Source organism: Micromonospora sp. U56 (genome assembly GCF_018070095.1).
In the GTDB taxonomy this organism is placed as follows: domain Bacteria; phylum Actinomycetota; class Actinomycetes; order Mycobacteriales; family Micromonosporaceae; genus Micromonospora; species Micromonospora purpureochromogenes.
The window spans coordinates 1-25,816 of record NZ_JAGPYL010000062.1; the positions used below are offsets into that span (position 1 = coordinate 1).

The window sequence follows — 25,816 nt, forward strand, 5'->3', positions numbered from 1 at the left end:
GAAGTCGCCCACGAACTGAACACCCGCCCCCGCCAGACGCTGAGCTGGGCAACCCCAACCCAGCGCCTGGCTCAACTCATCGCGCCCTGACGATTGCACTCACCACTTGACGCCGCCCGGCGTGTCGGGGCGATAACTTCATGATCGACGGGCTCGGGCTCGGGCCGGGCTCGGGCCGGGCCGGAGCGGGTGCGGCGGCGCGTCGGCGGGCGGCGCGCCGGGGCGGCGGTTAGTTTGATCGACATGGCGCGGCGATACGGCGAGGACGTGCTGGCGGGGGACTGGCGGCGGCGGAAGGTGACCCCGGAGGTCGACGCCGAGCCGGACCTGGTGGTCGAGGACGCCGACTCCGGCTTCTGTGGCGCGGTGGTCGGGTTCGAGTCCGGTGCGGTGGTGCTGGAGGACCGGCACGGTCGGCGGCGCAACTTCCCGCTGCTGCCGGCGGCGTTCCTGCTCGACGGCCGGCCGGTGACGCTGCGCCGTCCGACCCGCGCCCCGGTGCCGGCGGCCCGGCGGCGGACCGCCTCCGGTTCGATCGCTCTCGACAACGTCCGAGCGCAGGTGGCCAAGGCGAGCCGGATCTGGGTGGAGGGCGTGCACGACGCCGCCCTGGTGGAGCGGATCTGGGGTGACGACCTGCGGATCGAGGGCGTGGTGGTCGAGCCCCTGGACGGCATCGACGCCCTCGACGCCGAGGTGCGCGACTTCGGCCCCGGACCGACCCGGCGGCTCGGGGTGCTGGTCGACCACCTGGTGCCCGGCTCCAAGGAGAGCCGGATCGTGGCGAAGGTCACCTCGCCGCACGTGCTGGTCACCGGCCACCCGTACGTCGACGTCTGGCAGGCCGTGAAGCCCGCGGCGCTGGGCATCGCGGCGTGGCCGGTGGTGCCGCCGGGGCGGCCCTGGAAGGAGGGCGTCTGCGCGGCGCTCGGGGTGGCCGAGCCGGCGGACATGTGGCGGCACATCCTGTCCCGCGTCGACAGCTTCGCCGACGTGGAGACGCCGCTGATCAACGCGATGGAACGCCTGATCGACTTCGTCACCGAGCCCGGCTGACCGCCCGCCCCCTCGCCCTTTGCCGCCGCCTGTTGGCGGTTGGTCGCATGGCGCCGGTCCTGCTTCTGGCGGGGTGCGGCGGCCCTGAGCCGTCATGTCCTCCGATGGCCGCTCGCCCAGGCGAACTGGCGCCGGGCTGGGAGCGCCGCGTCCGGCAGCCGTCATCGAGCAGGTCGGGCAGCTCCGGGTATGCCACAAGGGTCCGCGACGCTACGAACCTGATGACGTGAACGATTCAGGCGAGTGAGTCGTCTGCGTCGTCAGGTTCGTAGTCCGCCACAGGCCATCTTCTGCCGGGACGACGCCACAGCAGCTTGCCCTGGCGGCGTCCTCCGAGTGCCGGGCGGTGTCCTCGCCGATCCCGGCCGGCTTCCTTCGTCCCGATCCCGGCAAGGAGGCCGCCTGCCCGGGTCCGGACCGGCGCTCAGGGCTCCTGGTCGGGGGTGCGGGTGAAGACGAACGTGGCGATGTCGAGGGCGACCGCCCGGCCGGCCTCGTCGCGGACGACGGTGAGGAGCTCGCCGTCCTGGGCGCCGGTGCGGCCCCGCCAGCGGTCCGGGCCCTCGGGGGTGAACCGGAGCACCGGCTCGCCGACCCGGCCGGCCCACAGCTCGCCCGCCGGGTCGGCGCGGAACTCGAACTCGACGCCCATCCACCACCAGCGGCCGGTCAGCTCGGCCAGTTCCCCGGCCGGCGGCGCGGCGGCCGGCCGCCACGGCGTCACCGGCTCGGGCTCGGTGTCGAGCACCAGGGTGAGCAGTTGCCGGGCGAGCCCGCCGAGGTGGGCCGAGCGCAGGCCGTACGCGTTGGCGTAGCCGACCACGGCGGTACGGCTCGGGCGGTGCACGGCCAGCGCGGCGACGTACCCGGGCATCGAGCCGCCGTGTCCGACGTAGACCCGGTCGCCCTCCCGGTAGAGCTCCATTCCGAGGCCGTGCCCGCCGGTCCACGAGTCCGGGTCGCTGATCACCACGGGCGCGCACATCTCGGTCAGCGTCTCCGGGGCGAGCACGGCCGGCACGGGGTCGGCGAGGAACGCCGCCCAGCGGGCCAGGTCCGCCACCGTGGACCAGAGCTGCCCGGCCGGCGCCATCGCCCCGGTGTCGGTACGGGGCTCCTCCCGCAGCGTGTCGTGCCAGGGGTGCACCACGTAGCCGCGGGCGTACGGCTCGGTGGCGTCGTAGGTGGTGCGATGCATGCCGAGCGGCGTCAGGAGCCGCTCCCGGGTCAGCTCCGCCCAGGGCGTGCCGGTGATCCGTTCCAGCACCCCGCCGAGCAGCCCGTACGCCAGGTTGGAGTAGTGGTACGCCCGGTGCGGCGGGTACGCAATCTTCTCGGGGGTCAGCCCGGCGACCAGCGTGGCCAGGTCGCCGCCCTCGGTCCGTTCCCACCACTGCCCGTCCGGCTCGCGTTGCAGCCCGCCGGCGTGCCCGAGGAGCTGGCGCAGGGTCAGCGCGCCGACCGGCGTGCCGGGCAGGTGCCGCTCCAGCGGATCGTCCAGGGCGAGCCGACCGGCGTCGCGCTGCTGCATGACCAGGGTGGCCGTCATGGTCTTGCTGATCGAGCCGAGCCGGTACTGCAGGTCGGCGTCGGGACGCGGGTGGTCCCCGGCGGTGGCGAGGTGGGCCAGCGTCCCGTCGCGGACGACACCCAGCACCAGCGACGGCGCGCGGCCGGTGGACTGCGCCTGCGCCACCAGTGCGTCGGCCCGGCGGACGGTCTCGGGCAGCAGGGGCACGGCGTTCTCCTCGGTCGGTCGTGGCCTACCCCGGCGAGCTTACTGATCATGGGGGTCGGCGCGGCGTGCGTCGGCGTGTCACGATTGACTGGTGGACGCCGTGGTGTGGGTCGTATTGGGTGTGCTGTTGGGCGTCGCCGAGATCTTCACGACGACGTTCTTTCTGATCATGTTCGCGGCCGGCGCGTTCGCCGCCGCCGGGGCCGCCGCGCTGGGCGCCCCGGTCCCGGTGCAGGCGCTGGTGTTCGCCGCCGTGTCGGTGCTCTCGGTGGCGTTGGTCCGGCCGGTCATCGCCCGGCACGCGCGCAGCGCGCTGGAGACCGGCGAGCAGGCGTTCGGGGTGGAGGCGCTGGAGGGCGCCACCGCGCTGGTGCTGGAGCGGGTCGACGACGGGCACGGCCTGGTCAAGATCGACGGTGAGCTGTGGAGCGCCCGGCCGTTCGACGCGACGCAGTCGTTCGAGCCCGGTGAGCGGGTGCAGGTGATCAAGGTCCGGGGCGCCACCGCCCTGGTGTGGCAGGACGACATTTCCTCCCCCGGCGAGCTGCCGGAAGCGAAAAGGTGAGCGGTATGGAGTTTGCAGCGGTCCTGTTGGTGGCCGTGGCCCTGATCGTCGTGGTGACGCTGGTCAAGGCGGTACGCATCGTGCCGCAGCAGCGTCAGGACGTGGTGGAGCGGCTCGGAAAGTACAAGCGCACCTTGAACCCGGGCCTGAACCTGCTGGTCCCGTTCATCGATGCGGTGCGTACCAAGGTCGACATGCGCGAGCAGGTGGTCAGCTTCCCGCCGCAGCCGGTGATCACCTCGGACAACCTGGTCGTGTCGATCGACACGGTCCTCTACTACAAGGTGGTCGACGCGGTCCGGGCCACCTACGAGATCGCCAACTTCATCCAGGCCATCGAGCAGCTCACCGTCACCACGCTGCGTAACGTGATCGGCTCGCTGGACCTGGAGCGGGCGCTGACCAGCCGGGAGGAGATCAACCGGCACCTCTCCGGGGTGCTGGACGAGACCACGGGGCGCTGGGGCATCAAGGTCACCCGGGTGGAGATCAAGGCGATCGAGCCGCCGGCGAGCATCCGGGACTCGATGGAGAAGCAGATGCGTGCCGAGCGGGACCGCCGGGCGGCGATCCTGACCGCGGAGGGGCACAAGCAGTCGCAGATCCTCACCGCCGAGGGTGACAAGCAGTCCGCGGTGCTGCGCGCCGACGGTGACCGGCAGGCCCGGATCCTCCAGGCGGAGGGTCAGGCCAAGGCGATCCGTACCGTCTTCGACGCCATCCACCAGGCCAACCCGAGCCAGAAGGTGCTGGCCTACCAGTACCTCCAGGCGCTGCCGCAGATCGCCAACGGCACCGCGAACAAGGTCTGGATCGTCCCGGCCGAGCTGACCAAGGCCCTGGAGGGCATGGGCGGGGCGCTCGGCGGGCTGAGCCGGATGGTCGGCGACGAGCCGACGCCGGAGGCCTCCAACACCGCCAGCGAGGTCGAGCGCGAGGCGGCCGAGGCCGCCCGGGCGGCGGCCACCGCCGCCCAGGCGATCCACGACGAGGTACGCGTCGCCGAGGCGCAGGCCACCGGCGGCAAGGCCCCGCAGGGGCTGCCCGCCCCGGAGCCGGTCTCGCCGGAGAGCCTGGTGAACGACCCGGCCGACCAGCGCGCCCGCGGCTGATCCGAGCGCCGTCCGACCCCGGACGGCAAATGCGAGAAACACTCATACGGCGTCCCGGCGCCTGCCACGATCGGTCTGATGGACGGGTGGTGGACAGGAGCCGGGGCGCCGGATGCGTCCCCGCGCCGCCCGTCGGAGCGAGCGAGGTGACCATGGACCCGGCGAAGCGGCTCTTCTCCAGCACCCCCGTCCCCGGCGCGCACGATCCCGCCGGCCCGCTGGGCACCCGCCGTACCGGTGGGGGGTTCGGGGTGCTGCCCTTCGTCGGCGACCCGGGTCCCGCGGCGCCGGCCACCAACGCGAGCTGGGCGTGGTCGCTGCGGCGCTTCGCCCGCGCGTCGGTGTGGCTGCTGCCCGCGTACGCGGTGCTGTACGGCGTGGTGGCGATGGCCAGCGACGGCGGGGTGGGCAACGACCCGTACCCGGCCGACGGCCGGCCGCTCTACCTGGTGGGCTGGGTGGCCGCGGTCTGGCTGGGCCTGCTCGCCCTGCTGGCGTTGACCGGGCTGCTCGCCGCCACCCGCGACCGCAAGGTGGCCGTCACCGGGCTGCTGGTCAGCATCGCCGGCACCGTGCTGATGCTGCCCTTCGCCGGGCTGGCCGAGCAGACCCCGGTCTTCGGCACGACAGCCCGGATGCTGGTCCTGGTCGGCGCCACCTTCTACAGCGCCGGCTGGCTGTTCACCGGCTGGTCGGTGGCCCGCTCCGGGATGTTCTCGATGGGTGACGGCGTGATGCTCATGATCGCCGCCCCGCTGCTCGGCCTCGGCGGCGCGCTGATCGGCTCGCTGCAGACCTTCGGCGCCATCTTCGTCCTGATCTCGGGCATCGGGATCGGCTACCGCTCCGGCCGGCTGGTCCCCGCCGCGATCGCCCGCGACGCCGCCACCGCCAGCGTCCCCACCTCGACCAGCGGCCCCCCGGGCCCCCTCCCCGCCGCCTGACCCCCCCGCCCCCGCCCCGAGCCAGCGCCCGCCTTCGCCGGTTGATCAAGAAGTTTGTGTCGGGGAATGGCCGCCAGCTGACGCAAACCTCTTGATCAACGCTAGGCAGTCGGGCGGGCGGGGACACGAGGGCCGTGATGGGGGTGCGGGGGGCGCGGGGGTGCAGAGGGGATGACAGGGCGGAGCGGGGACGCCAGGGGTGTGGGGCGGGGAGATGGCTGGCAGGTCACGGTGAGTTAGCTGACAATCGCGTGCCGGGGTGGCCCGCTTCACGAATTGCTGGCAATCCTGGACACCATGCCCCGACCCCGGTCGCCGCTGTCGCGGCTCTTCACCGTGCTGCTCGCCGGCCTGCTGGCCGGCCTCGTCCTCGCGGTCGCCGCGCTGCCGGGCAACCTGCTCGCGGGCACCGTGACCAAGGCGGCCCTCGGGGCGTACGACGAGCTGCCGGCGGCGCTGCGCACGCCGGCCACCCCGCAGCGGTCCTACCTCTACGCCAACGACGGCACGACGCTGCTCACCACGTTCTACGACGTGAACCGCACGGACGTGCCGCTGGCCGAGATCGCCCCGGTGATGCGGCAGGCGATCGTCGCCGCCGAGGACCGGCGCTTCTACTCGCACGGCGGGGCCGACCTGCGCGGCCTGGCCCGTGCCGTCGTCGCCAACCTGACCGGCGGTTCGGCGCAGGGCGGCTCGACGCTGACCATGCAGTACGTCCGCAACGTGCTCAAGACCGATCCCAGCCGCACCGCCGGGGAGCGGCAGGCCGCCACCGAGCAGACCGTCGGGCGCAAGCTTCAGGAGATCCGGTACGCCACCGCGCTGGAGGACTCCCTCAGCAAGGACGAGATCCTCAACCGCTACCTGAACATCGCGTACTTCGGTTCCGGGGCGTACGGCGTCGCGGCGGCCAGCCAGCGTTACTTCGGCAAGGCCCCGGCGGACCTGACCCTCGGCGAGGCCGCCCTGCTCGCCGGCCTGGTCCAGTCGCCCGACGAGTACAGCCCGATCGACGGCGACGCCGAGGCGGCGCTGACCCGGCGCGGGTACGTGCTCGACGCGATGGTCGCCACCGGCGTGATCACCGAGGCCCAGGGGGCGCAGGCCCGGGCCGAGAAGCCCACCCTGCGGCCGACCGCCCAGCCCAACGGCTGCGTGGCCACCCGGACCGACGACGCCGGCTTCTTCTGCGACTACCTGCGCCGGTGGTGGCTGGAGCAGCCCGCGTTCGGCGCCACCGCCGAGGAGCGGGAGCAGGCGCTGCGCCGGGGCGGCTACCGGGTGGTCACCTCGCTCGACCCGGACGTGCAGGCCACCGCGGCCAGCCAGGCCCGCAAGGTGTACGCCGACGACGACGCGCGGGCGGTGCCGATCGCGGCGGTCGAGCCGGGCACCGGCCGGGTGCTGGCGATGGCGGTCAACCGCCGGTACGGCGTGGCGGAGAACGAGACGGTCAACCCGCTGATCTCCGGCGGCGGCGGCGTCGAGGGCTACCAGGCCGGCTCGACCTTCAAGATGTTCACCATGCTCGCCGCGCTGGAGGCCGGCAAGCCCCTCGCCACCGGCTTCGACGCCCCCAGCCGCCTGCCCACCCGGTACGCCGCCGAGGGCGAGGGCAGCTGCGACGGCAGGTGGTGCCCGGCCAACGCGAACCCGGAGCGGATGGACGGCTACCGGATGATGTGGGACGGCTTCGGCCGCTCCGTGAACACCTACTTCGTCTGGCTGGCCGAGCAGGTCGGCCAGGACAAGGTGGTGGAGATGGCGCAGCGGCTGGGCATCACCTTCCGCGCCGAGGCCGACGCCGACTTCGCCGCGAACGACGCCGCCGACTGGGGCGCGTTCACCCTCGGCGTGGCCGCCACCACCCCGCTCGACCTGGCCAACGCGTACGCCACCGTGGCCGCCGAGGGGACGTACTGCGCCCCGACCCCGGTGATGTCGGTGACCGCGCCGGACGGCACGAAGGTGCCGGTCGGCCAGCCGTCCTGCAAGCGGGTGCTGGAGGCCGACATCGCCCGGGCCGCGACCGACGCGGCGCGCTGCCCGGTCGGGCAGCAGTCCGCGTACGCGCAGTGCGACGGCGGCACGGCCACCGGGGTGAGCCGGATCGTGGGCCGGCCGGTCGCCGGCAAGACCGGCAGCTCGGAGAAGAACGCCACCGAGACCTTCGTCGGGTTCACCCCGCAGGTGGCGGTCGCCGGGATCGCCGCCAACCCGGACGACCCGAGCGACGCCGTCGGCGCCGCGGTGCAGAGCAAGGTGATCGACGCGGTCGCCCGGACCATCCGCGCCGCGGTCGACGGCCAGCCGGTCCGCGACTTCACCGCGCCGAGCCGCGAGCGGGCCGGCAACCCACAGCGCCCCCAGCCGAAGCCGGCGCCCCGCCCGGACGAGCCGAGGCGCGAGCAGGAGATCCCCGACGACATCCTGCGCTGGCTGCAGAACCGCCGGGGCTGACACCCGGCCGCACGATCGTGGACGGTCACCGTTCCCCGCTCGGGGACGGTGACCGTCACCGGGTCAGGAGGTGCGGCGCGGGCCGACCCGGAACATACCGGTCATGTCCTCGTGGACGGCGTAGCCGAAGCGCCGGTAGAGGGCGACCGACCCACCCGCGGCGAAGAGCCCCACGAAGGTGCGCGCCGAGGCGCGGCCGGCGATCCACTCCTCCAGCCGACCGAGGATGGCGGCCCCCACCCCCCGGCGCTGCCGTTCCGGCACCACGGCGAGGTCCTGCAGGTAGTAGTAGATCGCCCCGTCGCCGATCAGCCGGCCCAGCCCGATCACCCGGTCGCCCTCCACCGCCACCACCGCGTGCAGCGAGGCGGCCAGCGAGGCGGGGATCGCCGCCGGGTCGTATGCGTCGGCCCAGCCGACGGCGCCGGTCACCGCGACGAACTCCTCGACGGTGGGCAGCCGGTCGACCAGTCGGTACTCCATGATCGAAGCCTAGGTCGGTGCTGTCGATCCGAGTCGTGGGTTCCCCGTAGCGCGGGCGCCGTGACCGGAGGGCGGCCAGAATGAGGGGCGGCCGCCCGCGCCGGAACCGCCACCGTGGGCCCCGGACGAGGGATGCCCGCCGAGGGGAGTGCCGCCATGGCAGTGGACGTGGTGACGGAGATCGTGATCGACCGGCCGGTCGCCGACGTGGCGGCGTACGCGGGCGACCCCGGCAACGCTCCCACCTGGTACGTGAACATCGAGTCGGTGGAGTGGCGCACGCCTCCGCCACTGCGGGTCGGGTCCCGTCTCGCCTTCGTCGCGCATTTCCTCGGTCGGCGGCTGGCCTACACGTACGAGATCGTCGAACTGGTTCCCGGCGAGCGGCTCGTCATGCGGACCGCGCAGGGTCCGTTTCCGATGGAGACGACCTACCGCTGGGAACCGCAGGGCCAGGGGCGCACCCGGATGACCCTGCGCAACCGTGGCGAGCCCCGCGGCTTCGCGACGGTGACCGCCCCGGTGATGGCGGCGGCGATGCGCCGGGCGAACCGGAAGGACCTGGCCCGGCTGAAGGCGCTGCTGGAGCGGGAGCGTGGCGGGCCGGGGCCGGGAGGCGGCAGGACGATCGCCTAGTGCGGTGTCCACTAACGTTCACCGGATTTGCGGTGGGTGTTGTGGATCCTCGCCGTGGCGGCGAGCGACTCCCCTCCGGGTGGTGGGGCGGGCCTCCGCGGGCCAACTTGACCCTTACGCCGCTGGTGGTGCGTGGGGCGGCGGGGGTCACGTCGGGACTGGCCGGCGCCGGGTAGGTGGCGGCCTGCTCGACGGTGCGTGACCACCTGGGGCAGCACGGCGGCTGTCTTGGTGGTGGGTCCGCCGCCCGGGGTGCGGGTGGCGATGGTGGCGGCCGCGACGAGGTCGCGGTGGCCGGAGAATCTGCAGTGTGGGCAGGACAGGGTCCGCCCTCGGGGTTTCGGTACCCGCCGTCGGCAGGTGGGGCAGGTGGAGGAGGTGCCGCGTTCGTCGACGAGCCGGACGGTGATGCCGGCCAGGGTGGCCTTTTCGGTGAGGACCTGGATGAGCCGGCCGATCTGCCACTGCCGCAGCCGCAGGTTGTGCCGCCGCCCGGTAGGCAGGTCGAGCACCCCGCGGGGGTCGCCGACGTGCAGCACACCGACGCGTTGGCGCACCGACCAGGACACGACGGTGCGGGCGGCTTCGTGCTGGGCCTGGCGGACCCGCCGCCGATGCCGACCCTCCACGAGGCGTGCCCGGCGGCGGTGCTGCCGCCACCGCCGGGATCCCCGCTCACCTGGCTTGGGTGCCCGGCGGGCGACGGCGCGGCGGCGGGCTTTGGTGTCGGCGAGGTGCATGCGGTGTTCGGCGCGGATCGCCCGCCCGGACACCAACAGCCCCTCCCCGTCGGGGCCGGCTACTGCGTAGGGGTGGATGATCCCCAGATCCACCCCGGCCACCCGGGCCGGATCCGGCTCCTCACCGGGCGGGTAGGTCGTGACGGCGACTGCGGCGGTGACGTCGAGGAACAGCCGGCCGCCCTCGCAGAGCAGGGTGATCGACCGGATCTGTTCCACCGGATAGGGCAGGTCTCGCCCCAGTCGGACCCATAGCGGCGGGGTGCCTTTGGCGGTGGGGATGCGCACCCTCCGGCGGGTGAACGTGCCGTGATACCAGCGCACAGGCACCAACCCACGTCGGCGACGCGGGAACCGCGCCGACAGGTCACCGCCGTTGCGGCGCTTCGCCGCCGCGAACCACGCATCCGAAAACCGGCGCAACACCGACCGGGCACCCGTGGAGTCAAGCTCGGCGAACGTGCCCGGCCCGGACGCCGCCAACTCCCGGCACAACTGCTGATAACCGACCAACGGCGCGTCCCTACGGCGGCGCCGCCAGGCGTTGACCTCCAGCACGCACGCCCACACGTCACCAGCGGAGCGGAGCAGCCCGAAGCACCGCCGCCGCTGCCCCGATGTCACCCGCACCGCGACGCGCGCGGTGCGATGCACGACCGGCGGCGCGGACGGATCCCGACGACGAGGCACGAACCGAACCCAACACCACCCCTACGACATTTCCTTGAAGGGGCGGCGAACCCGGCGAACGTTAGTGGACACCGCTCTAGCCGCCGGGTCGCGCCCGGTCCCCGGACCCGCCGGTGACCAGCGGCCGGACCAGCCGGTCCAGGGCGGCGGCGACCGCGGTCGGGTCGGCCTCGCCGTCGAGCACCCGGAAGTCGGTGAACTCCGGCAGCGCCCGGTAGGCGGCGTCGAGCGCGGCCAGGTGGCCCAGTTCCTCGGTGTCGATGCCCCGCTCGTGCACCCGCCGCTGCGCCAGCGCGGGCGACACCGCCAGGAAGCAGACCAGGTCGGGACGGGGGAAGAGCGCGTACGCCGCCCGGACCAGCCGGACGCCCCGGTCGCCCCGGGCTCGCATGATCACGTACTGGCACCAGGTCCAGCGGTCCATCACGCCCACCCGGCCGGTCAGCCGGACCCCGGCGACCGCCCGGGCCACGGCCAGCCAGCGCACCGCCGCCTCCAGCGCCGGGTAGAGGCGCCGGCCGAACAGATGCCCGCCGTCGCGCCGCCCGAGCCGGTGGGCCAGCCGGTTCCACACCGGGCGGCCGCCGGCGTTCTCGAAGTACGTCGCCGGGACACCCCGCTCGGACAGCCGCCGGGCCAGCGCCCGGGCCTGCGTCGACTTGCCCGAGCCGTCGACCCCGAGCAGCGCGATGATCACGGGACGGGCCATGCCCCGGCACGCTAGCCGGCCCGGGCAAGAAAATCTCCGCCGAGCTGTCGGGAACCGGTGCCCCGCTCCGACCCACCCGGAGAGCGCCCACCGGGGCGCCCGGGCGTGAGGAGAGATCATGCGCAAGGTCGTGCACTGGGTCCACCAGTCCCTCGACGGCTTCATCGAGGGCCCGAACGGCGAGTTCGACTGGCCGTCGATGGGGCCGGAGCTGTCCGCGTACTCCCTGGAGCTGACCGACCGGGCCGGCGCCTTCGCCTACGGGCGCAAGGTCTGGGAGATGATGTCCTGGTACTGGCCGCGCGCCGAGTCGATGTCGACGGACCCGCACGACCTGGCCTTCGCGCCGATCTGGCGGCGGACCCCGAAGGTCGTCGTCTCCCGGACGCTCACCGGGGCCGAGTGGGACGCGCAGGTGGTCGGCGGCGACGACCTCGCCAAGGAGATCACCGCGCTCAAGGAGCAGCCCGGCGGGGACCTGCTGCTCACCGGCGGCTCCGGCGCCGCCGCCGCGCTGACCGCGCTCGGCCTGATCGACGAGTACCAGGTGATCGTGCACCCGGTCCTGCTCGGCGGCGGCCGGCCGGTCTTCCCCGGCGGCCCGGAGCGGCTGGACCTGCGGCTGGCCGGGTCGCGCGTCTTCGACGGCCGGACCGTGCTGCTGCGCTATGAGCGTGCGGCGGGGTGAGGGTGGCCCGGGTCGCCCCGGCGACCCGCCCCGGCCACCGCGCCACGGGCACCCGGCAGAATCGTCGCCGTGCCCGTCCACCAGATCACCGACCCCGACGACGACCGGATCGCCGACTACCGCGCGTTGACCGACGTCGAGCTGCGTACCCGCTGGGAGCCCCCGCACGGGCTCTTCATCGCCGAGGGGGAGCTGGTGCTGCGGCGGGCGCTGCGCGCCGGCTACCCGGCCCGGTCGTACCTGGTGGACGCCAAGCGCGTCGACCAGGTCGCCGACCTCGACACCGGCGACGCGCCGGTCTACGCCGCCACCCCGGACGTGCTCCAGCGGGCCACCGGCTTCCACGTGCACCGGGGCGTGCTCGCCTCGTTCCGCCGCAAGCCGCTGCCGGCCGCCGCCGAGGTGCTGGCCACCGCCCGCCGGGTGGTGATCCTGGAGGACGTCAACAACCACACCAACCTCGGCGCGATCTTCCGGGCGGTGGCCGGGCTCGGCGTGGACGCGGTGCTGCTCTCGCCGACCTGCGCCGACCCGCTCTACCGGCGCAGCGTACGGGTCAGCATGGGCGAGGTCTTCGCCGTCCCGTACGCGAAGCTGGAGCCCTGGCCCGACGCGCTGGCCGAGGTACGGGCGGCCGGCTTCACCGTGCTGGCGATGACCCCGGCCCCGGACGCCGTGCCCATCCAGCGCCTCGACGCCGCCCAGCGGGCCCGTGCCGCGCTGCTGCTCGGCGCGGAGGGCGCCGGGCTGACCCGGGCGGCGATGGAGGCCAGCGACGCCCGGGTGGTCATCCCGATGCGCCGCGGCGTCGACTCGCTCAACGTCGCCGCCGCCACCGCGGTGGCCTGCTGGGAGCTGGGCCGCGACGACCCGTTCTGAGCCCCCACGGCCGGCCACCGCGCCGGTAGGGTCGCGGCGTGAGCCTGGCCGCGAGCCTCCGTCGCGTGGTGTGGACCGCTCACGCGGTCGGGGGCTGCGGGGCGCTGATCCTGCTCTGGGCGTTCAGCGTTCCGGGCTTCTCGGTGATCGTCGCGTTGATCGGCCTCACCGTGCTCGCCGTGGCGGCACTGCTCTGGACCGTCGGGGCGCAGTTGTCCCACCGTGCCGGCCGGACGTGGCCGTGGTGGCTGCTCGTCGCCCCGGTGATGGCGGCCGTCACCCTGACCCTGCTGGTGACACGGGCCCCGCTGCAATCCCGCTGGGAGCTGAGCCGGGGCGCGTTCGAGGCGGTCGCGGCCCGCCTCCCCGAGTCGACTGCGGCGACGACGTTCGACCGGGTGGAGGCGCCGGCCCGGATCGGCAGCTACCGGATCACCACCGCCTATCTCGTGCCCGGCGGGGTCATCTTCTACGAGAAGAATGGGGCCTTCTTCAACGACGCCGGCTTCGCCTACCTGCCGGGCGGCCCCAGCCCTTCCCTGCACAACGGTTCCTTCGAGTCGCCGATGTTCTGGCCCCTCGGCGGTGGCTGGTACGGCTGGACCGCGAGCTGGTGACCGTCGGGGCGGGGCGGGCTGTCGTCGGACGGAGTCACGGACGGTAGCGTGTCGCCCGTGTTCCCTACCGTGCGTGAGGTCCTCGCCCTGGACCCGGTCCGCCACGGCGCGCCGCGCCTGGTCGCCGGGGACGCCGGCCTGGACGCGCCGGTCCGCTGGGTGCACGTCGCCGAGGTGCCCGACATCGCCACCCTGCTCGGCGGCGGCGAGCTGGTGCTCACCACCGGTATCGGGCTGCCCGCCGACGACGCCGGCCTGCGCGCCTTCATCGGCGACCTGGCCGACGTCGGCGTCTCCGGGCTGGTGGTCGAGCTGGGCCGCCGGTACGTCAGCGGGGTGCCCCGGGTGATGGCGGCCGCCGCCGAGCGGCGCGGCCTGCCCCTGGTCGAGCTGCGCCGGGCCACCCCGTTCGTCCGGATCACCGAGGCGGTGCACGCGCTGATCGTCGACGCCCAGCTCACCGAGCTGCGGGCCACCGAGGAGATCCACCAGCGCTTCACCGAGCTGTCGGTCGAAGGCGCCGGCCCGGCCGAGGTGGTCCGGCAGGCCGCCGAGCTGGCCGGCTGCCCGGTGGTGCTGGAGAACCTGTCCCGGCAGGTGCTCGCGTACGACCCGGCGGGGGAGAGCGCCGAGCTGCTGCTGGACGGCTGGGAGCAGCACTCCCGGCGGATCCGTCCCGCCGGGCGCACCGCGTACGACTCCGACAGCGGCTGGCTGGTGACCACCGTCGGCGCGCGGGGGCAGGACTGGGGTCGGCTGCTGCTGCGCTGGCCCGGCGGGGGTGACCTGGCCGCCGGGACCACGCTGGGCGGCCGGCCGGCGGGCACCCCGCCGACCCGGCTGACGATCCTGGTGGAGCGGGCCGCCTCCACCCTGGCGCTGGGCCGGCTGATCCGGCGCGACGCCGAGGGCCTGGAACGGCAGATCCACCGCACCCTCCTCACCGCCCTGCTCGACCACTCCCGCCCGGTGGACGAGGTCGCGCTGCGGGCGCGGGCGCTCGGCGTCACGCTGGAACGCCGGCACCTGGTCGGGGTGGTGGTCCGGCACCGCCTCGACGACCCCGCCGCCGAGGGCGCCGCCGGGGAGAGCACCGTGGCGGCCGAGTCGGCCCCGGAGGCCGGCCCGGCGCGGCTGCGGGATCTCGCCGAGGCGGTGGGACAGGCGCTGCGGGAGGCGAAGCTGACCGGGCTGACCAGCGCCGTCGACGACCAGGCGGTGGGCGCGCTGCTCGCCCTGCCCGACCCGGCCGCGGAGGAGCGGGCGCTGACCGCGTTCGCCGCCGCCCTGCGCCGGATCCGGCTCGACACCGCCCCGGCCCGTCCCACGGTGGCCGGCACCGTGCCGCCGGACGCGGTGATCGTCGCCGCCGGCTCCGGGGTGGGCGGCCTGCGGGAGGCCCGGCGGTCGCTGATCGAGGCCCGGCAGATCGCCGACGCGGCCCGCCGCGACCGCCGTGACCTGCCCATCTTCCGGCTACCCCACGTCGGGCTCGCCGGGCTGCTGCACCTGCTGCGCGACGAGCCCCGGGTGCAGACCTTCGTCGAGCGGGAACTCGGCGCGCTGCTCGCCCACGACGCCCGGCACCCCCGCGACCAGCTGCTCGGCACGCTGCGGGCGTACCTGGAACAGGGCCGCAACAAGTCGGCGGCGGCCACGGCGGCGCACCTGTCCCGGCCGGCGTTCTACGAGCGGCTGGCCCGCATCGCCCGCATCCTCGACGTCGACCTCGACTCGGTCGAGGCCTGCCTCTCCCTGCACGTCGCCCTGCTCGCCCTCGACGCCATCCGCACCCCCTGACCCTGCGCGCCTCCCCGGCCCGCCGTCCTGTCGATCATGAAGTTGTTGTCGTCCGCCGCGGCGTGTGGCGGCAACAACTTCATGATCAACGGGGATGGTGCGGGAGGGGGACGGGGGTCAGGTGAGGGCGGTGAGGGTTTTGGCGTAGGGGGCGGGGACGAAGTTCGGGCCGCCGGGGGTGAAGACGTCCGAGCCGGCCGCCGCCGACCAGGCGGTTTCCGGGACCGCGTCGACCAGGGCGCGGACGACCGGGGCGTCGCGCCACTGCTCCTGCTCGGCGAGCAGGCTCAGCGCCACCACCGACTCCTCCACCTCGCCGACGCACTCGAACGGCTTGTGCCCGTCGACGCCGAGCAGCTCCCGGTAGCCGGGGATCTGCGCCGGGTCGGCCAGCAGGTCGCCGCCGAAGATGCGCACCACCCGCTCGCGCGGCATGAACGGCGCCATGGCCAGGAAGACGAACCGGCACTTCGGGCAGTCGCGGCACCAGCGCTCGCTCGCGTCGCGCAGCTTGAACGCGGCGTTGCAGCTGGTCACCACCGCGTCGTACCGGTCGATCCCGGCGAAGAGCCGGGCGATGTGCAGCTCCGACAGCGAGCGCAGCAGCGAGAAGTACGGCTCGGTGAGACCGGCGTGCTCGGCCAGCGCCGCCCGCAGCAGCCCCTCCGCCTCGACGCCCTTGGACCACTGGTGGTTGATCTCGTGACCGTTCCAGATCAGGTTCGGGTCCGACGCGGAGCGCTCGTTGGACATCACCACCGGCCCGAGCCCGTGCAGCACGGCGGTGGCGACCGCGATCAGCGAGTTGATCGCGGTGACCGGGATGTGGCCGTTGAGCGCGCCGGCCGCGTTGAGGTCGAACAGCACCGGGTCGATCCGCCGGCGGGCCGCGAGGGGGGTGAGCCCGGACGCCTCGTTCACCGAGACGATCACGTGGTTCGGGTTGACCGAGAACGGCACCGGGTCGAAGCCGGCCCGGCGCAGCGCCTCCAGGCTGACGATGGAGTCCTTGCCGCCGCCGACCGCCGAGAGCGGACGACGGTCGGAGTCGTCGTACCCGCGGGCCGGGGAGACGGTGCCGGAGGGCACCTCCGGGCGCAGTTCGAGCACGTGCGGCAGCTGGTTGCGGTAGGCGTACTCGGCCAGGCCCCTGGTGTAGACGGCGGTGACCAGCTCGGCGGCGGCCGCGCCCAGCGGCGCCGGCAGCACCAGCCGGCGCGGCGCGGCGGCCTTGTAGTAGCTGACCCCGGCGACCACGTGCAGCAGCTCCAGGACCCGGCCCAGGGTGGCCACGGTCTCGTCCGACGGCGGGTCGGCGGGCAGCGGCAGGGTGATGGCCTCGGTGAACCGCTGCTCACCGTCGGGACCGGTCAGCTTGTAGTCGAACAACGCCTCGCCGGTGGCGAGGTCGATCGAGTAGGACGGGAAGGTGAAGGCGTCCATCCGCCGGAGCTGCTCGTTGGGCACACGCCATACTAGGCCCTGGTTCGTCCGGCCGTGTCCGGCTGCGCCGGACCGTGCCCCGTGCCACGCCGTCGAGACCCCCGAGGAGAGAGCCCGTGCGCCTGTCTGACCTGCGCGGACGTACCGTCGCCGTCTGGGGGGCCGGCCGCGAGGGCCGGGCCGCCGTGACCGCCATCGCCGCGCACGGCCCCGCCGGCCTGGTCGCCGTGGACGACAGCGCCAACTTCCTCACCCTGCCCTGGGAGGGCCCGCTCGCCGAGGCCGCGCCCCTGATCACCGGGGAGGCCGGCTTCGACCGGCTGACCGCCGCCGACGTGGTGGTCCGCTCCCCGGGCGTGCCGAACACCCACCCGTGGATGGTGGAGCTGCGGGCGCGGGCGGCCACGATCACCCAGGGCACCGCGCTCTGGATGGCCGACCACGCCGAGCGGACCATCGGGGTCACCGGCAGCAAGGGCAAGAGCACCACCTCCAGCCTGATCAGCCACCTGCTCGCCGCAGTCGACCGGCCGAACGTCTTCGGCGGCAACATCGGGGTGCCCACCCTGGACCTGCCCGAGGCGGACCTGTACGTGCTGGAGCTCTCCAGCTACCAGTGCACCGACCTGACCGACTCGCCCCGCGTCGCCGTGGTCACCGCGCTCTTCCCCGAGCACCTCGACGCGCACGGCGGCGAGGCGGAGTACTACCGGGACAAGCTCAACCTGCTGGCGTACGGCCCGCGGACCGTGGTGGTCAACGGCGCCGACCCGCGGCTGGCCCTCGAACTGGGCGACCGGGCCGCCGTGCGCGCCGGCCGGCCGGACACCGCGAACGTGGCTAACGGTCCCGACGGCACGCCCTGGTTTTACCTGGGCGAGCAGCCGCTCTTCCCGCGCGCCGTGCTGCCGCTGGTCGGCCGGCACAACGAGGGCAACCTCTGCGTGGCGCTGGCCGTGCTCGACGCGCTCGAGGTGGACGTGGTGGCCCGCAAGGACACCCTGGCCGTGGCGGTCGCCGAGTTCCAGGGGCTGGCCCACCGGCTCACCGAGATCGCCGACCCGTCCGGCCTCACCTTCGTCGACGACACCCTCGCCACCAGCCCGTACGCGGCCATGCACGCGATCGACGCGTACGAGGGGCGGCCGTTGACGGTGATCGTCGGCGGCACCGACCGGGGGCTGGACTACAGCCCGCTCGCCGCGCACCTGGCCGAGCGGGAGATCACCGTGATCGGCATCCCGGACAGCGGCCCCCGCATCGTCGAGGCGCTGGCCGGGTTACCGGCGGTGCGTACCGAGCTCGCCGAGGACCTGGTCGCGGCGGTGGGGCTGTCCCGCAAGCTCACCCCGTCCGGCGGGGTGGTGCTGCTCTCGCCGGCCGCGCCCAGCTACGGGCGGTTCCGCAACTTCGAGCACCGCTCCGAGGTCTTCGCCCAAGCGGTCGCCGACACCGCGCGGTGACCTCCGCCGAGGACCGGGCCGGGGATCCGGACCGTCCCCGCCCGAGCCGGCACCGCGCGCACCCCACCGACCGGTACGGTTCCAACACCGAGCTGTACGCCACCGCGGGCCTCGTCGAGGGCGTCGAGTACGCCCTGCGCTGCTGCCATCGATGCGCCCCGGACGAGCCGCCCGGCTGCGCGACCGGGACGACGCGGACGGCGGTCCTCGCGCCGCACGGTGGCGGCATCGAGGTGGGCACGTCGGAGTTGTGCCTCGCGGTCGCCGGCTACCACCCGGCGACCCTGGAGCCGAGCACCGACGGCAAGGGCCTGCACCACTACTGGATGTTCGAGGGGCTGCTCGGCTCCGGCAACGCCGTCCTGCACGTGACCTCGGTGAACTGCGACGACCCGTGGGCGGAGTCGATCTGCGGCGCGGTCCGCCACGCCGTCGCCCTGCACGGCTGCACGACCCGGCAGGCCGGTGCGCCGGCCGGGGCCGAGGCGGTGGTGATCGGCGGGCGGGACGCCGGGCTGCGGGACCTGCTGCGCCGGGAGTTGGCGAAGGTGGACATCACCGTCGCCCGGCGGGTCAACCGCGCCATCGACGGGACCAGCCCGCGGAACATCTGCAACCGGACGGCGTCGAGGGCGGGCGCGCAACTGGAGCTGACCACGCCACTGCGCGAGGCGATGTTCGGCACCAACACCTGGGACGGACGCAAGCACACCACCCGGCCGCTGTTCTGGGACTTCGTCTCCGCGGCCCGGACGGCACTCGCCCAGCACGCCGACGCCTGACGCCCCCGACCCGAGCGGCCCCCGACCCGAGCGGCCCCTGATCCGGGCGGCCCGGGTGCGGCGTGGGTCAGTCGAGCACCTCGTGCAGGGCCCGCATCGCGCGGATCGCCGAACGGATCTCCTGGAGGTAGCGCCCCGGGGTGAGGGCCGGCTCGGGCAGCCGGACCAGGTCGGGCAGGGCCGGGTCGACGCCGACGGTGTCGATCGCGCAGCCGTACGGCACCGCCAGGGTGCGCAGCGCGTCGCAGTGCTGGAACGGCACGTAGATCGGCGCGGTCACCATCAGCAGCGTGTCGCCGGGGGAGAGCCGGACGTGCCCGGCCCAGAACCGCTGGGTGTCCGCCGTGTGCGCGCGCCGCCGCTCCGGCTCGCTGGACGGGGCGGCGAGCACCCGGACCGGCGGCAGCCCGTCCGACCGGTAGGTCCGTGCGGACCAGGAGTGGTGCGGGTGGCCGGCGTCGTGCCCGTCCTCCTCGTCCGGCGCGGCCACCCCGAGGACCGCGCGGACCGCCGCGTCGAGGGCGTCGACCTCGGTGTCGGCCGCGATCCCCGCCCCGGCCAGCACGTCCCGCTCCACCTCGGACAGCGGCCGGAAGCTGCCGAGCACGGCCACCTCCCCGTCCACCGCCAACCCGCGCCGCACCAGGTGGGCCGCGTACGCCACGCGCCGCAGGCAGGCGTGCGCCAGCCCGCCCAGGACCACCAGGTGGGCGTACCGGGGGTGGGCCGGCGGCACCGGACGGACCAGGCCGAGCGCCTCGGCGGTGGCGTGCACCAGCGCGGCGGTGCTCGGGTCGAGGGTCGGTTCCCGCGCCTCGGGGCGTTCCCGACCGCCCCGGAAGTCCCAGTGCCGGGCGGAGAAGTCGTCCAGCCCGGCCAGCACGGCCGTCAGGTCGCCGGTCGGCCACTCGCCACCGAACCGGGCGACCAGCGCCCGCAGCGGCGGGGACTCCACCCAGGCCCGCACCCCGTGGGCGAGCTGCGCGGGCGACGCGTCCGCCGGGCAGTTCGGCAGCGCCACGTCCGCGATCCGCACCTGCGGATCGTACCGACGGCCATGGCCACGAGGGGCCCTTGTGGATCGGCCGGTTGCGGTACTCCGCGAGCGTCGTCGCCCGGGTAGCGTCCTGGCCACGGTCATGCACACCTCACTCGACCAGGGCGTCGAGCAGCCGAGGCAACTCCAACTGCTCCGGCGAAGGGTAGTCGGGATGCGCGGCGCGCAACGCGGCCAGCACGGCCCCCACAGCCGCGCGAGTTGCTGCGGTCTTCCGACTTCTCCGCATCTCGCTTCAGATCAGGAGGTGTTGGCGCGGCGTGCCGGCAGGAGGGTGCGGTTCCGGCCGGCACGCCCGTGGTCGTCGAGCACGGCCGTTTCAAAACCATGAGTACGCAGATCGTGAGCAGGTTGACCGGCAGCCGGCCGGCGACATGTGCGGTGGGGCGTTTCGGTCGGTTATGGACCACACGCGAGGACTGCTACGGCCATTTCACCGTACTCAGCGTGACGCTGCGCAACGGAAAGCTGGGCGCACTGCACTGCACTTTTGTCACCTGGCAGAACACCGAGGACTGAATCCCGGGATGAACCGCTCAACCCTGAAGAACGTCGTTGGGCAGCCCGAGCGCCGCGTCACCCTGCCCGGTGCGGTGACAGAGCACGACCCGATGCTCCCGCCTGCGCGACACCAGCCCGGAGCGCAGCAGTACCCCCAGATGGTAGGAGACGGTGGCGGGCGACAGTTGTCGTCGTGCGCTCAGCTCGGTGGTCGACCGGGCCACGCCCAGGTCCTGGAGGATCGCGGCGCGGCTGGTCCCGACCAGCTCTGACAGCCCGGTGGGCGGCGTGGGCCGCTGTGTGCCGAGGCCGCTGGCGGGATAGACCAGCACTGCGTCGCGCGGGTCGCAGCACTGGACCGCCAGCCGTGGCCAGCCCAGCGCCGTCGGGCAGAGCACCAGCTCCTCGCCGTCGAGATCCAAGCTCTCCTGGTAGGTACCGCTGCTGATCAGCAGGTGCGACCCGGTCCAGCTCACTTCGGCGTGCAGCGCGCCGAGCATCCGACCGATGCCGCCGGTGCCGATGGCGGTGGCCTTGGCGGCGAGGTCCGCGTCGAGTGTCGTCCGGATGCCGGCCCACAGCTCGCCGAAGGCCACCCGCCAGAAATGCAGCAGGCCGTCCGTCATCCGCTGGGCGAAGGTGTCGTCCTTTATGGCGGCACGCACCTCAACCGGCATGCCGCCGCGGGGAAACCGCCCCGCGCACAGTTGCCGGACGACCGCCTCGGTCGGCGTCTGCGCCATCACCTGCAACTGCCGGTCGAAGTCGCCCGTGCTGGGCCCGATCGGCGGTTTCGGGGTGAGCAGGTCGAGGGTGTATCCACCGGTGCTGCCGGGTGCCAGGACCTGCGTCAACAGGGCGACGTCACGGTGACGCAGCGCCAGGCGGGCGGCTGGACCGGGATCGCCGTAGATCGGATGCCGGCGGCCGTTGGCTGCGAGCCGAAGCCAGGTGACCGCCTCGGAGGCAGGTGAGGTGGCCAGCCGGACCCGCCCCAGCGAATGTCCAGTCAAATGGACGCTGATCACGGCGCTAAGGATACGACGAGCGTCGCGGAGCACCGAATGTGCATTCGAGGAGCTTCGAATCATTCGGTCGGGCGACCAATCCAGTGTTGCCTGGGTGCACTGACGGCCCTGCTGGGACCTCCCGGCCACGGGGACCGTCCAGTGCTGCATTCCGGCAGTGTGGCAACCTCGGAAGGAGTCAGATGCGTCTTCGTTCACAATTGAGCGTGCTCGCCCCGGCGGTGGGTCTGGCGCTGGCCGCGTCGATGATGGTGGTCGTGTCGCCGGCGAGTGCTGCGGGCCCCTATCTCGAGCTTCCATTCAGCTGCGGTACCTCGTGGACAGGTAACTCCGGCGGTAGCAACGCGCACCACAACTACGAGATCGACTGGAACCTGTCGTCCGGTGCTGAGGACCGGGGGAAGCCGGTACTGGCTGCGGCGGCGGGCACGATCAGGTGGGAGGGGGGCGAGAGTTCGGCGTACGGAAACTACCTGGAGATCGACCACGGTAACGGCTACTCCACCCTGTACGCCCACCTCGACACCAAACTTGCGCACAACGGCGATGCGGTCGCCCGGGGCGAGACGATCGGTACAGTCGGCAACACCGACGGAAACAGCTCCGGTATCAGTCCGCACCTGCACTTCGAGTACCGCAACCGCGGCAGCGGGCAGAGCTGGCCGGACTACATCCGGGCGGCCTCGTTCCACGGTGACCCGTTCGACTACGCCAGCGGCGCGGAGACGTACGTCAGCCAGAACTGCGGTGCCCCACGTCCAACGGGGACGGTTTCCGACTTCAGCGGTGACGGGCATTCGGATGTACTCGGCGTTGACGCTTCGGGTTACCTGTGGTACTACCCGAACAACGGTCTCGCCATCCCGTCCCGGTTGCAGCTCGGCTACGGCTGGGGCACGTTCAAGCACGTCATGGCCGCCGACTTCTCCGGTGACGGGCATGCGGACGTGTTGGGCGTCGACGCTTCGGGTTACCTCTGGTATTACCCGAACAACGGCCTCGCCATCCCGTCCCGGGTACAGCTCGGCTACGGCTGGGGCACGTTCAAGCACGTCATGGCCGCCGACTTCTCCGGCGACGGGAACGCCGACGTACTCGGCGTCGACGCCGACGGCAAGCTCTGGTATTACCCGAACAACGGCCTCAGCCTCTCAACCCGGGTACAGCTCGGCTACGGCTGGGGCACCTTCAAGCAGGTCATGGCCGCCGACTTCTCCGGTGACGGGCATGCGGACGTGTTGGGCGTCGACGCTTCGGGTTACCTCTGGTACTACCCGAACAACGGTCTCGCCATCCCGTCCCGGGTACAGCTCGGCTACGGCTGGGGCACCTTCAAACACGTCTTCGCCTCGGACTTCTCCGGCGACGAACACGCCGACGTACTCGGCGTCGACGCTTCCGGTGACCTCTGGTACTACCCGAACAACGGCCTCGCCATCCCATCCCGCGTACAGATCGGCAACGGCTGGAGCACATTCCCGTTCGTCATGTGACCCCCCGGGTGTGGCGGCTCCCAGAAACCCTGAAGAGCCGCCACACCCCTAGGGAGCAGCCGGCGAGGGTGTCGAGCCCTGCCGGACGCGGCGCCGTCCGGCCGATGGCCACGGCGATCCGGCCGCGGGTCGCTACCCGCTTGGCGCGCAGCGGACCGAGGATGGCGGATGTCGACGAAGGCGGGGTCGCCCTGGCCTGTCGCGGTGACCAGCCGCCCGTTCGCCTCTGCGATCTGCCGGTCCAGCCGCGCCAGGTTCCGGTCGACCTCGCCTACGGCCGACGCGGGGACGGCGGGTAGGCGGTCACGGACGGTGGGGCAGCGTACCGGTCGGGCTCGCCGCGTCGCGTGCGCTGCCGGTCGCCGGGCCGTGACCCGCGTGCATGCCGTCGTAGCTGACTTCGCACTCGACCAGGGACACCATCGCGGTCGGCTGTCCGCCTGCCTGGTCGATCGCCGCCGAGATCCGCGTGATCGTCGCGGCTCGCTCGGCCCGCAGCGACCGGATCACCGACGTGTTGAGCTGTAGGTCGACGCGTCCCCGGCTGGCGACCAAGCGGGCGTTGCCCGCGGCCAGTTGCCGGTCCAGTTCCGCCAAGCCGCGCTGCACCGACGCCATGGCCGTCGCGGGCACCGCCGGGAGCCGGTCGGCGACCCGGGGGCAGGACAGCGACGGCCGCGTCGCGGCCAGTGCCCGGGTCGCCTCGGCCTTGCTGTCGGCTCGCACCGACCTGTCGATACGCACCACGGGCCAGAAGTACGACGGCCGGTCGCCGTTGCGGCAGGTGGTGCCGGCTGCTGCCAGCGCCTCGTCGGAGGTGTTGGCGTTGATTGCCAGGTTGCCGACGAAGTCGTGGAGGTGTTCGGCGCCGTTGCTGATGCCCGGCCGGGCGACCGGGTTGTCCGGGCTGAACTCGCGGTTGCCGTTGGTCCCGCAGTCAACGGTGAAGGTGCCCGTCGCCGCGTCGGGCTCCCGCCGCGGTGACCTGATGTCGGCGGCGACGTTCTCGATGGGCGTGAAGTTCTCCAGGCTCGCTTCCGCGAAGGCCACCTCCCGGCCGCCGCCGGACACGAACGTCGCCGTGAGTAACGACCACGGCGGCGACCGCCGTCACGACCGCGACCGCCCTGGTCGCCTGGGTCCGGCCATGTTTCCACCCGCCAGTCATCATGTTCCCTTCGTCCTGCCCGACACCTCGCCAGGCGCCGGTAGCGCCGAGGGGTACGGGCCGGTGAGTCCGGGCCGACGGGTGGGCAGCAGACCGGTGAGCATCCGGTCATACCCTCAGGAGAACGGTGCCCAGGAACACGAACGAGAGGCCAGGCCCGGCGGCGATGGTCTGTGCCACCGGCATGTCGGACCTCCTCCAACCGGGGGACCGGCGCAGCGTGGGGAGACGGGTCCAGCCGGCCGCCGCCCTGCGGAATAAGTCGTGGATCGCGTGGATCTCCACCGGAAAGGATCGCGAGAGCGGCGGTCGGCCCCGGAAACCGCATCCAGCGGGTTGACGCGCTGTCAGGCCGCCACCCCGGCTGCGCTACACAGTGACAGTTGTCCCTGTCGCCGGGTGGTGGAAGCGTGCGGGGAACGCGAATCCGCCGCCGCTGAAGGGTGCGACGATGACCTCCGACGACCTGCTGGCCCGACACCGGGCCGTGCTCCCGTCCTGGATGCCGCTCTACTACGCCGAACCGATCGAGCTGGTGTCCGGCTCGGGTCGCCGGGTGACCGACGCGCAGGGCCGGACCTATCTGGACTTCTTCGGCGGCGTGCTGACGAACATGATCGGCTACGACATCCCGGAGATCCGGGAGGCGGTGGAGCGCCAGTTGCGCACCGGCATCGTGCACAGCTCCACGCTCTACCTGATCCGCCAGCAGGTGGAGCTGGCGGAGAAGATCGCCCGGCTCTCCGGCATCCCGGACGCCCGGGTCTTCTTCACCAACTCCGGCACCGAGGCCAACGAGGCCGCCCTGCTGGTCGCCACCAACCACCGCCGCTCCCACCAGATCCTGGCCGTGCGCAACAGCTACCACGGCCGGTCGTACGCGGCGATGGGCGTCACCGGCAACCGGAGCTGGACGGCGAGCGCGCTCAACCCGCTCCAGGTGGCCTGGCTGCACTCCGGCGAGCGACTGCGCGGCCTGCTGGCCCGCCTGGACGAGTCCGACCGGATCGACGCGGCGGTGGAGGACCTGCGCGAGGTGCTGGCCACCCAGACCGCCGGCGACGTGGCCTGCCTGATCGCCGAGCCGATCCAGGGCGTGGGCGGTTTCGTGGCCCCGCCGGACGGGCTCTTCGCCGCCTGGAAGAAGGTCCTCGACGAGCACGGCATCCTGCTGATCTCCGACGAGGTGCAGACCGGCTGGGGGCGTACCGGCGAGCACTTCTGGGGCTACCAGGCCCACGGCGTCACCCCGGACCTGCTCACCTTCGCCAAGGGCGTCGGCAACGGCTTCGCCCTCGCCGGCGTGGTCGGCCGGGCCGACGTGCTGGAGTCGGTGCCGGCGATCAGCTTCTCCACCTTCGGTGGCAACCCGATCTCGACCGCCGCCGGCAACGCCGTCCTGGACTACCTGCGCGACCACGACCTGCAGGCCAACGCGGCCCGCACCGGCGCGATCCTGGCCGACGGCCTGCGCGCCGCCGTGGCCGGCCTCGACTGCGTCGCCGAGGTACGCGGCAAGGGCCTGATGCTCGGCGTCGAGTTCGTCCGCCCGGGCGGCACCGAGCCGGACCCGGCGCTGACCACCCGCGTCTTCGAGGCGTGCCGGGCCGGTGGGCTGCTCGCCGGCAAGGGCGGCCTGCACGGCAACGTGCTGCGGATGGGCCCGCCGCTGACGCTGACCGAGGACGAGGCCCGCGAGGGGCTGGCCATTCTCGTCAACGCCATCCGCTCCTGCGCCTCGGCGGAGGTGGCGGCATGAGC

At 73.3% G+C, this 25,816-nt stretch carries 24 protein-coding genes; 15 read left to right on the forward strand and 9 right to left on the reverse strand.

The genetic code is table 11. The features are described from left to right. The first annotated feature begins 243 nt into the window (after positions 1-243). Positions 244-1,056 carry a DUF3097 domain-containing protein gene (locus tag KBX37_RS20365; RefSeq protein ID WP_154936086.1) on the forward strand — a complete coding sequence of 271 codons (813 nt, stop codon included), beginning with the start codon at positions 244-246 and terminating at the stop codon, positions 1,054-1,056. Positions 1,057-1,480: 424 nt separating this feature from the next. Here the strand turns inward: KBX37_RS20365 and KBX37_RS20370 are convergent, their stop codons facing one another. Next, positions 1,481-2,794 (reverse strand): serine hydrolase, encoded by a 1,314-nt coding sequence (locus KBX37_RS20370; protein ID WP_210777527.1) that lies wholly within the window; start codon positions 2,792-2,794, stop codon positions 1,481-1,483. A gap of 91 nt (positions 2,795-2,885) precedes the next feature. Between KBX37_RS20370 and KBX37_RS20375 the strand changes: the two genes are divergently transcribed. The 4 genes from KBX37_RS20375 to KBX37_RS20390 all read left to right on the forward strand — a co-directional run bounded on the left by KBX37_RS20375 (position 2,886) and on the right by KBX37_RS20390 (position 7,878). Further along, positions 2,886-3,359, forward strand: a complete 474-nt coding sequence (locus tag KBX37_RS20375) for an NfeD family protein (RefSeq protein WP_210777528.1) — start codon at positions 2,886-2,888, stop codon at positions 3,357-3,359. A 5-nt stretch (positions 3,360-3,364) separates the two neighbouring features. Continuing rightward, positions 3,365-4,471 carry an SPFH domain-containing protein gene (locus tag KBX37_RS20380; RefSeq protein WP_210777529.1) on the forward strand — a complete coding sequence of 369 codons (1,107 nt, stop codon included), beginning with the start codon at positions 3,365-3,367 and terminating at the stop codon, positions 4,469-4,471. Positions 4,472-4,623: 152 nt separating this feature from the next. Then, complete coding sequence (locus tag KBX37_RS20385) at positions 4,624-5,415, forward strand: hypothetical protein (protein WP_210777530.1); 792 nt, start codon at positions 4,624-4,626, stop codon at positions 5,413-5,415. Positions 5,416-5,712: 297 nt separating this feature from the next. Continuing rightward, on the forward strand, positions 5,713-7,878 hold the full coding sequence (locus tag KBX37_RS20390) for a transglycosylase domain-containing protein (RefSeq protein WP_210777531.1): 2,166 nt from the start codon (positions 5,713-5,715) through the stop codon (positions 7,876-7,878). 63 nt (positions 7,879-7,941) lie between these two features. Here KBX37_RS20390 and KBX37_RS20395 read toward each other — a convergent pair whose 3' ends face one another. After that, positions 7,942-8,361, reverse strand: coding sequence for a GNAT family N-acetyltransferase (locus KBX37_RS20395; RefSeq protein WP_210777532.1), 420 nt, complete (start codon positions 8,359-8,361; stop codon positions 7,942-7,944). A gap of 156 nt (positions 8,362-8,517) precedes the next feature. Between KBX37_RS20395 and KBX37_RS20400 the strand changes: the two genes are divergently transcribed. Continuing rightward, complete coding sequence (locus KBX37_RS20400; RefSeq protein WP_210777533.1) at positions 8,518-8,997, forward strand: SRPBCC family protein; 480 nt, start codon at positions 8,518-8,520, stop codon at positions 8,995-8,997. A gap of 11 nt (positions 8,998-9,008) precedes the next feature. Here the strand turns inward: KBX37_RS20400 and KBX37_RS20405 are convergent, their stop codons facing one another. After that, on the reverse strand, positions 9,009-10,427 hold the full coding sequence (locus tag KBX37_RS20405; RefSeq protein ID WP_307849137.1) for a transposase: 1,419 nt from the start codon (positions 10,425-10,427) through the stop codon (positions 9,009-9,011). A gap of 76 nt (positions 10,428-10,503) precedes the next feature. Further along, positions 10,504-11,136 (reverse strand): thymidylate kinase, encoded by a 633-nt coding sequence (locus KBX37_RS20410; RefSeq protein ID WP_210777535.1) that lies wholly within the window; start codon positions 11,134-11,136, stop codon positions 10,504-10,506. 118 nt (positions 11,137-11,254) lie between these two features. Between KBX37_RS20410 and KBX37_RS20415 the strand changes: the two genes are divergently transcribed. The 4 genes from KBX37_RS20415 to KBX37_RS20430 all read left to right on the forward strand — a co-directional run bounded on the left by KBX37_RS20415 (position 11,255) and on the right by KBX37_RS20430 (position 15,120). Then, positions 11,255-11,824, forward strand: coding sequence for a dihydrofolate reductase family protein (locus KBX37_RS20415; RefSeq protein WP_210777536.1), 570 nt, complete (start codon positions 11,255-11,257; stop codon positions 11,822-11,824). A 69-nt stretch (positions 11,825-11,893) separates the two neighbouring features. Continuing rightward, positions 11,894-12,703 carry an RNA methyltransferase gene (locus KBX37_RS20420; RefSeq protein ID WP_210777537.1) on the forward strand — a complete coding sequence of 270 codons (810 nt, stop codon included), beginning with the start codon at positions 11,894-11,896 and terminating at the stop codon, positions 12,701-12,703. A gap of 38 nt (positions 12,704-12,741) precedes the next feature. After that, a complete protein-coding gene (locus KBX37_RS20425; RefSeq protein ID WP_210777538.1) occupies positions 12,742-13,320 on the forward strand; it encodes a hypothetical protein in 579 nt (192 codons plus the stop codon). A gap of 48 nt (positions 13,321-13,368) precedes the next feature. Then, a complete protein-coding gene (locus KBX37_RS20430) occupies positions 13,369-15,120 on the forward strand; it encodes a PucR family transcriptional regulator (RefSeq protein WP_210777539.1) in 1,752 nt (583 codons plus the stop codon). Positions 15,121-15,237: 117 nt separating this feature from the next. On the opposite strand, the gene KBX37_RS20435 is transcribed toward KBX37_RS20430, so the two are convergent. After that, positions 15,238-16,587, reverse strand: coding sequence for a hypothetical protein (locus tag KBX37_RS20435; protein ID WP_210777540.1), 1,350 nt, complete (start codon positions 16,585-16,587; stop codon positions 15,238-15,240). A gap of 92 nt (positions 16,588-16,679) precedes the next feature. Here KBX37_RS20435 and murD point away from each other — a divergent pair, with 92 nt between their 5' ends. Further along, a complete protein-coding gene (murD, locus tag KBX37_RS20440; protein WP_210777541.1) occupies positions 16,680-18,026 on the forward strand; it encodes a UDP-N-acetylmuramoyl-L-alanine--D-glutamate ligase in 1,347 nt (448 codons plus the stop codon). After that, complete coding sequence (locus KBX37_RS20445; RefSeq protein ID WP_210777542.1) at positions 18,023-18,808, forward strand: poly-gamma-glutamate hydrolase family protein; 786 nt, start codon at positions 18,023-18,025, stop codon at positions 18,806-18,808. The genes murD and KBX37_RS20445 overlap by 4 nt, the downstream gene beginning before the upstream one ends. A 67-nt stretch (positions 18,809-18,875) precedes the next feature. On the opposite strand, the gene KBX37_RS20450 is transcribed toward KBX37_RS20445, so the two are convergent. Together KBX37_RS20450 and KBX37_RS20455 are read right to left on the reverse strand one after the other, a co-directional pair. Further along, positions 18,876-19,844: a hypothetical protein gene (locus tag KBX37_RS20450; RefSeq protein WP_307849138.1), complete on the reverse strand. Its 969-nt coding sequence runs from the start codon at positions 19,842-19,844 to the stop codon at positions 18,876-18,878. A 112-nt stretch (positions 19,845-19,956) separates the two neighbouring features. Then, positions 19,957-20,094 (reverse strand): hypothetical protein, encoded by a 138-nt coding sequence (locus tag KBX37_RS20455; protein ID WP_210777560.1) that lies wholly within the window; start codon positions 20,092-20,094, stop codon positions 19,957-19,959. A 68-nt stretch (positions 20,095-20,162) separates the two neighbouring features. On the opposite strand from KBX37_RS20455, the gene KBX37_RS20460 reads away from it, so the two are divergent. After that, complete coding sequence (locus tag KBX37_RS20460; RefSeq protein ID WP_210777543.1) at positions 20,163-20,384, forward strand: hypothetical protein; 222 nt, start codon at positions 20,163-20,165, stop codon at positions 20,382-20,384. A 17-nt stretch (positions 20,385-20,401) separates the two neighbouring features. Here KBX37_RS20460 and KBX37_RS35660 read toward each other — a convergent pair whose 3' ends face one another. Next, a complete protein-coding gene (locus KBX37_RS35660; protein ID WP_210777544.1) occupies positions 20,402-21,394 on the reverse strand; it encodes a helix-turn-helix transcriptional regulator in 993 nt (330 codons plus the stop codon). Positions 21,395-21,576: 182 nt separating this feature from the next. Here KBX37_RS35660 and KBX37_RS20470 point away from each other — a divergent pair, with 182 nt between their 5' ends. Further along, on the forward strand, positions 21,577-22,887 hold the full coding sequence (locus KBX37_RS20470) for an FG-GAP-like repeat-containing protein (protein WP_210777545.1): 1,311 nt from the start codon (positions 21,577-21,579) through the stop codon (positions 22,885-22,887). Between the two features lie 303 nt (positions 22,888-23,190). Here the strand turns inward: KBX37_RS20470 and KBX37_RS20475 are convergent, their stop codons facing one another. Further along, positions 23,191-23,958 (reverse strand): hypothetical protein, encoded by a 768-nt coding sequence (locus KBX37_RS20475; RefSeq protein ID WP_210777546.1) that lies wholly within the window; start codon positions 23,956-23,958, stop codon positions 23,191-23,193. 548 nt (positions 23,959-24,506) lie between these two features. Between KBX37_RS20475 and KBX37_RS20480 the strand changes: the two genes are divergently transcribed. Next, positions 24,507-25,814 (forward strand): aspartate aminotransferase family protein, encoded by a 1,308-nt coding sequence (locus KBX37_RS20480; RefSeq protein ID WP_210777547.1) that lies wholly within the window; start codon positions 24,507-24,509, stop codon positions 25,812-25,814. The last annotated feature ends 2 nt before the right edge of the window (positions 25,815-25,816 follow it).

Coding starts and splice junctions, on each gene's coding strand:
- KBX37_RS20410 (WP_210777535.1), bottom strand. CDS start 11,136: ATGGCCCGTCCCGTGATCATCGCGCTGCTCGGGGTCGACGGCTCGGGC.
- KBX37_RS20380 (WP_210777529.1), top strand. CDS start 3,365: ATGGAGTTTGCAGCGGTCCTGTTGGTGGCCGTGGCCCTGATCGTCGTG.
- KBX37_RS20400 (WP_210777533.1), top strand. CDS start 8,518: ATGGCAGTGGACGTGGTGACGGAGATCGTGATCGACCGGCCGGTCGCC.
- KBX37_RS20390 (WP_210777531.1), top strand. CDS start 5,713: ATGCCCCGACCCCGGTCGCCGCTGTCGCGGCTCTTCACCGTGCTGCTC.
- KBX37_RS20455 (WP_210777560.1), bottom strand. CDS start 20,094: ATGCGGAGAAGTCGGAAGACCGCAGCAACTCGCGCGGCTGTGGGGGCC.
- KBX37_RS20480 (WP_210777547.1), top strand. CDS start 24,507: ATGACCTCCGACGACCTGCTGGCCCGACACCGGGCCGTGCTCCCGTCC.
- KBX37_RS20395 (WP_210777532.1), bottom strand. CDS start 8,361: ATGGAGTACCGACTGGTCGACCGGCTGCCCACCGTCGAGGAGTTCGTC.
- KBX37_RS20470 (WP_210777545.1), top strand. CDS start 21,577: ATGCGTCTTCGTTCACAATTGAGCGTGCTCGCCCCGGCGGTGGGTCTG.
- KBX37_RS20385 (WP_210777530.1), top strand. CDS start 4,624: ATGGACCCGGCGAAGCGGCTCTTCTCCAGCACCCCCGTCCCCGGCGCG.
- KBX37_RS20415 (WP_210777536.1), top strand. CDS start 11,255: ATGCGCAAGGTCGTGCACTGGGTCCACCAGTCCCTCGACGGCTTCATC.
- KBX37_RS20365 (WP_154936086.1), top strand. CDS start 244: ATGGCGCGGCGATACGGCGAGGACGTGCTGGCGGGGGACTGGCGGCGG.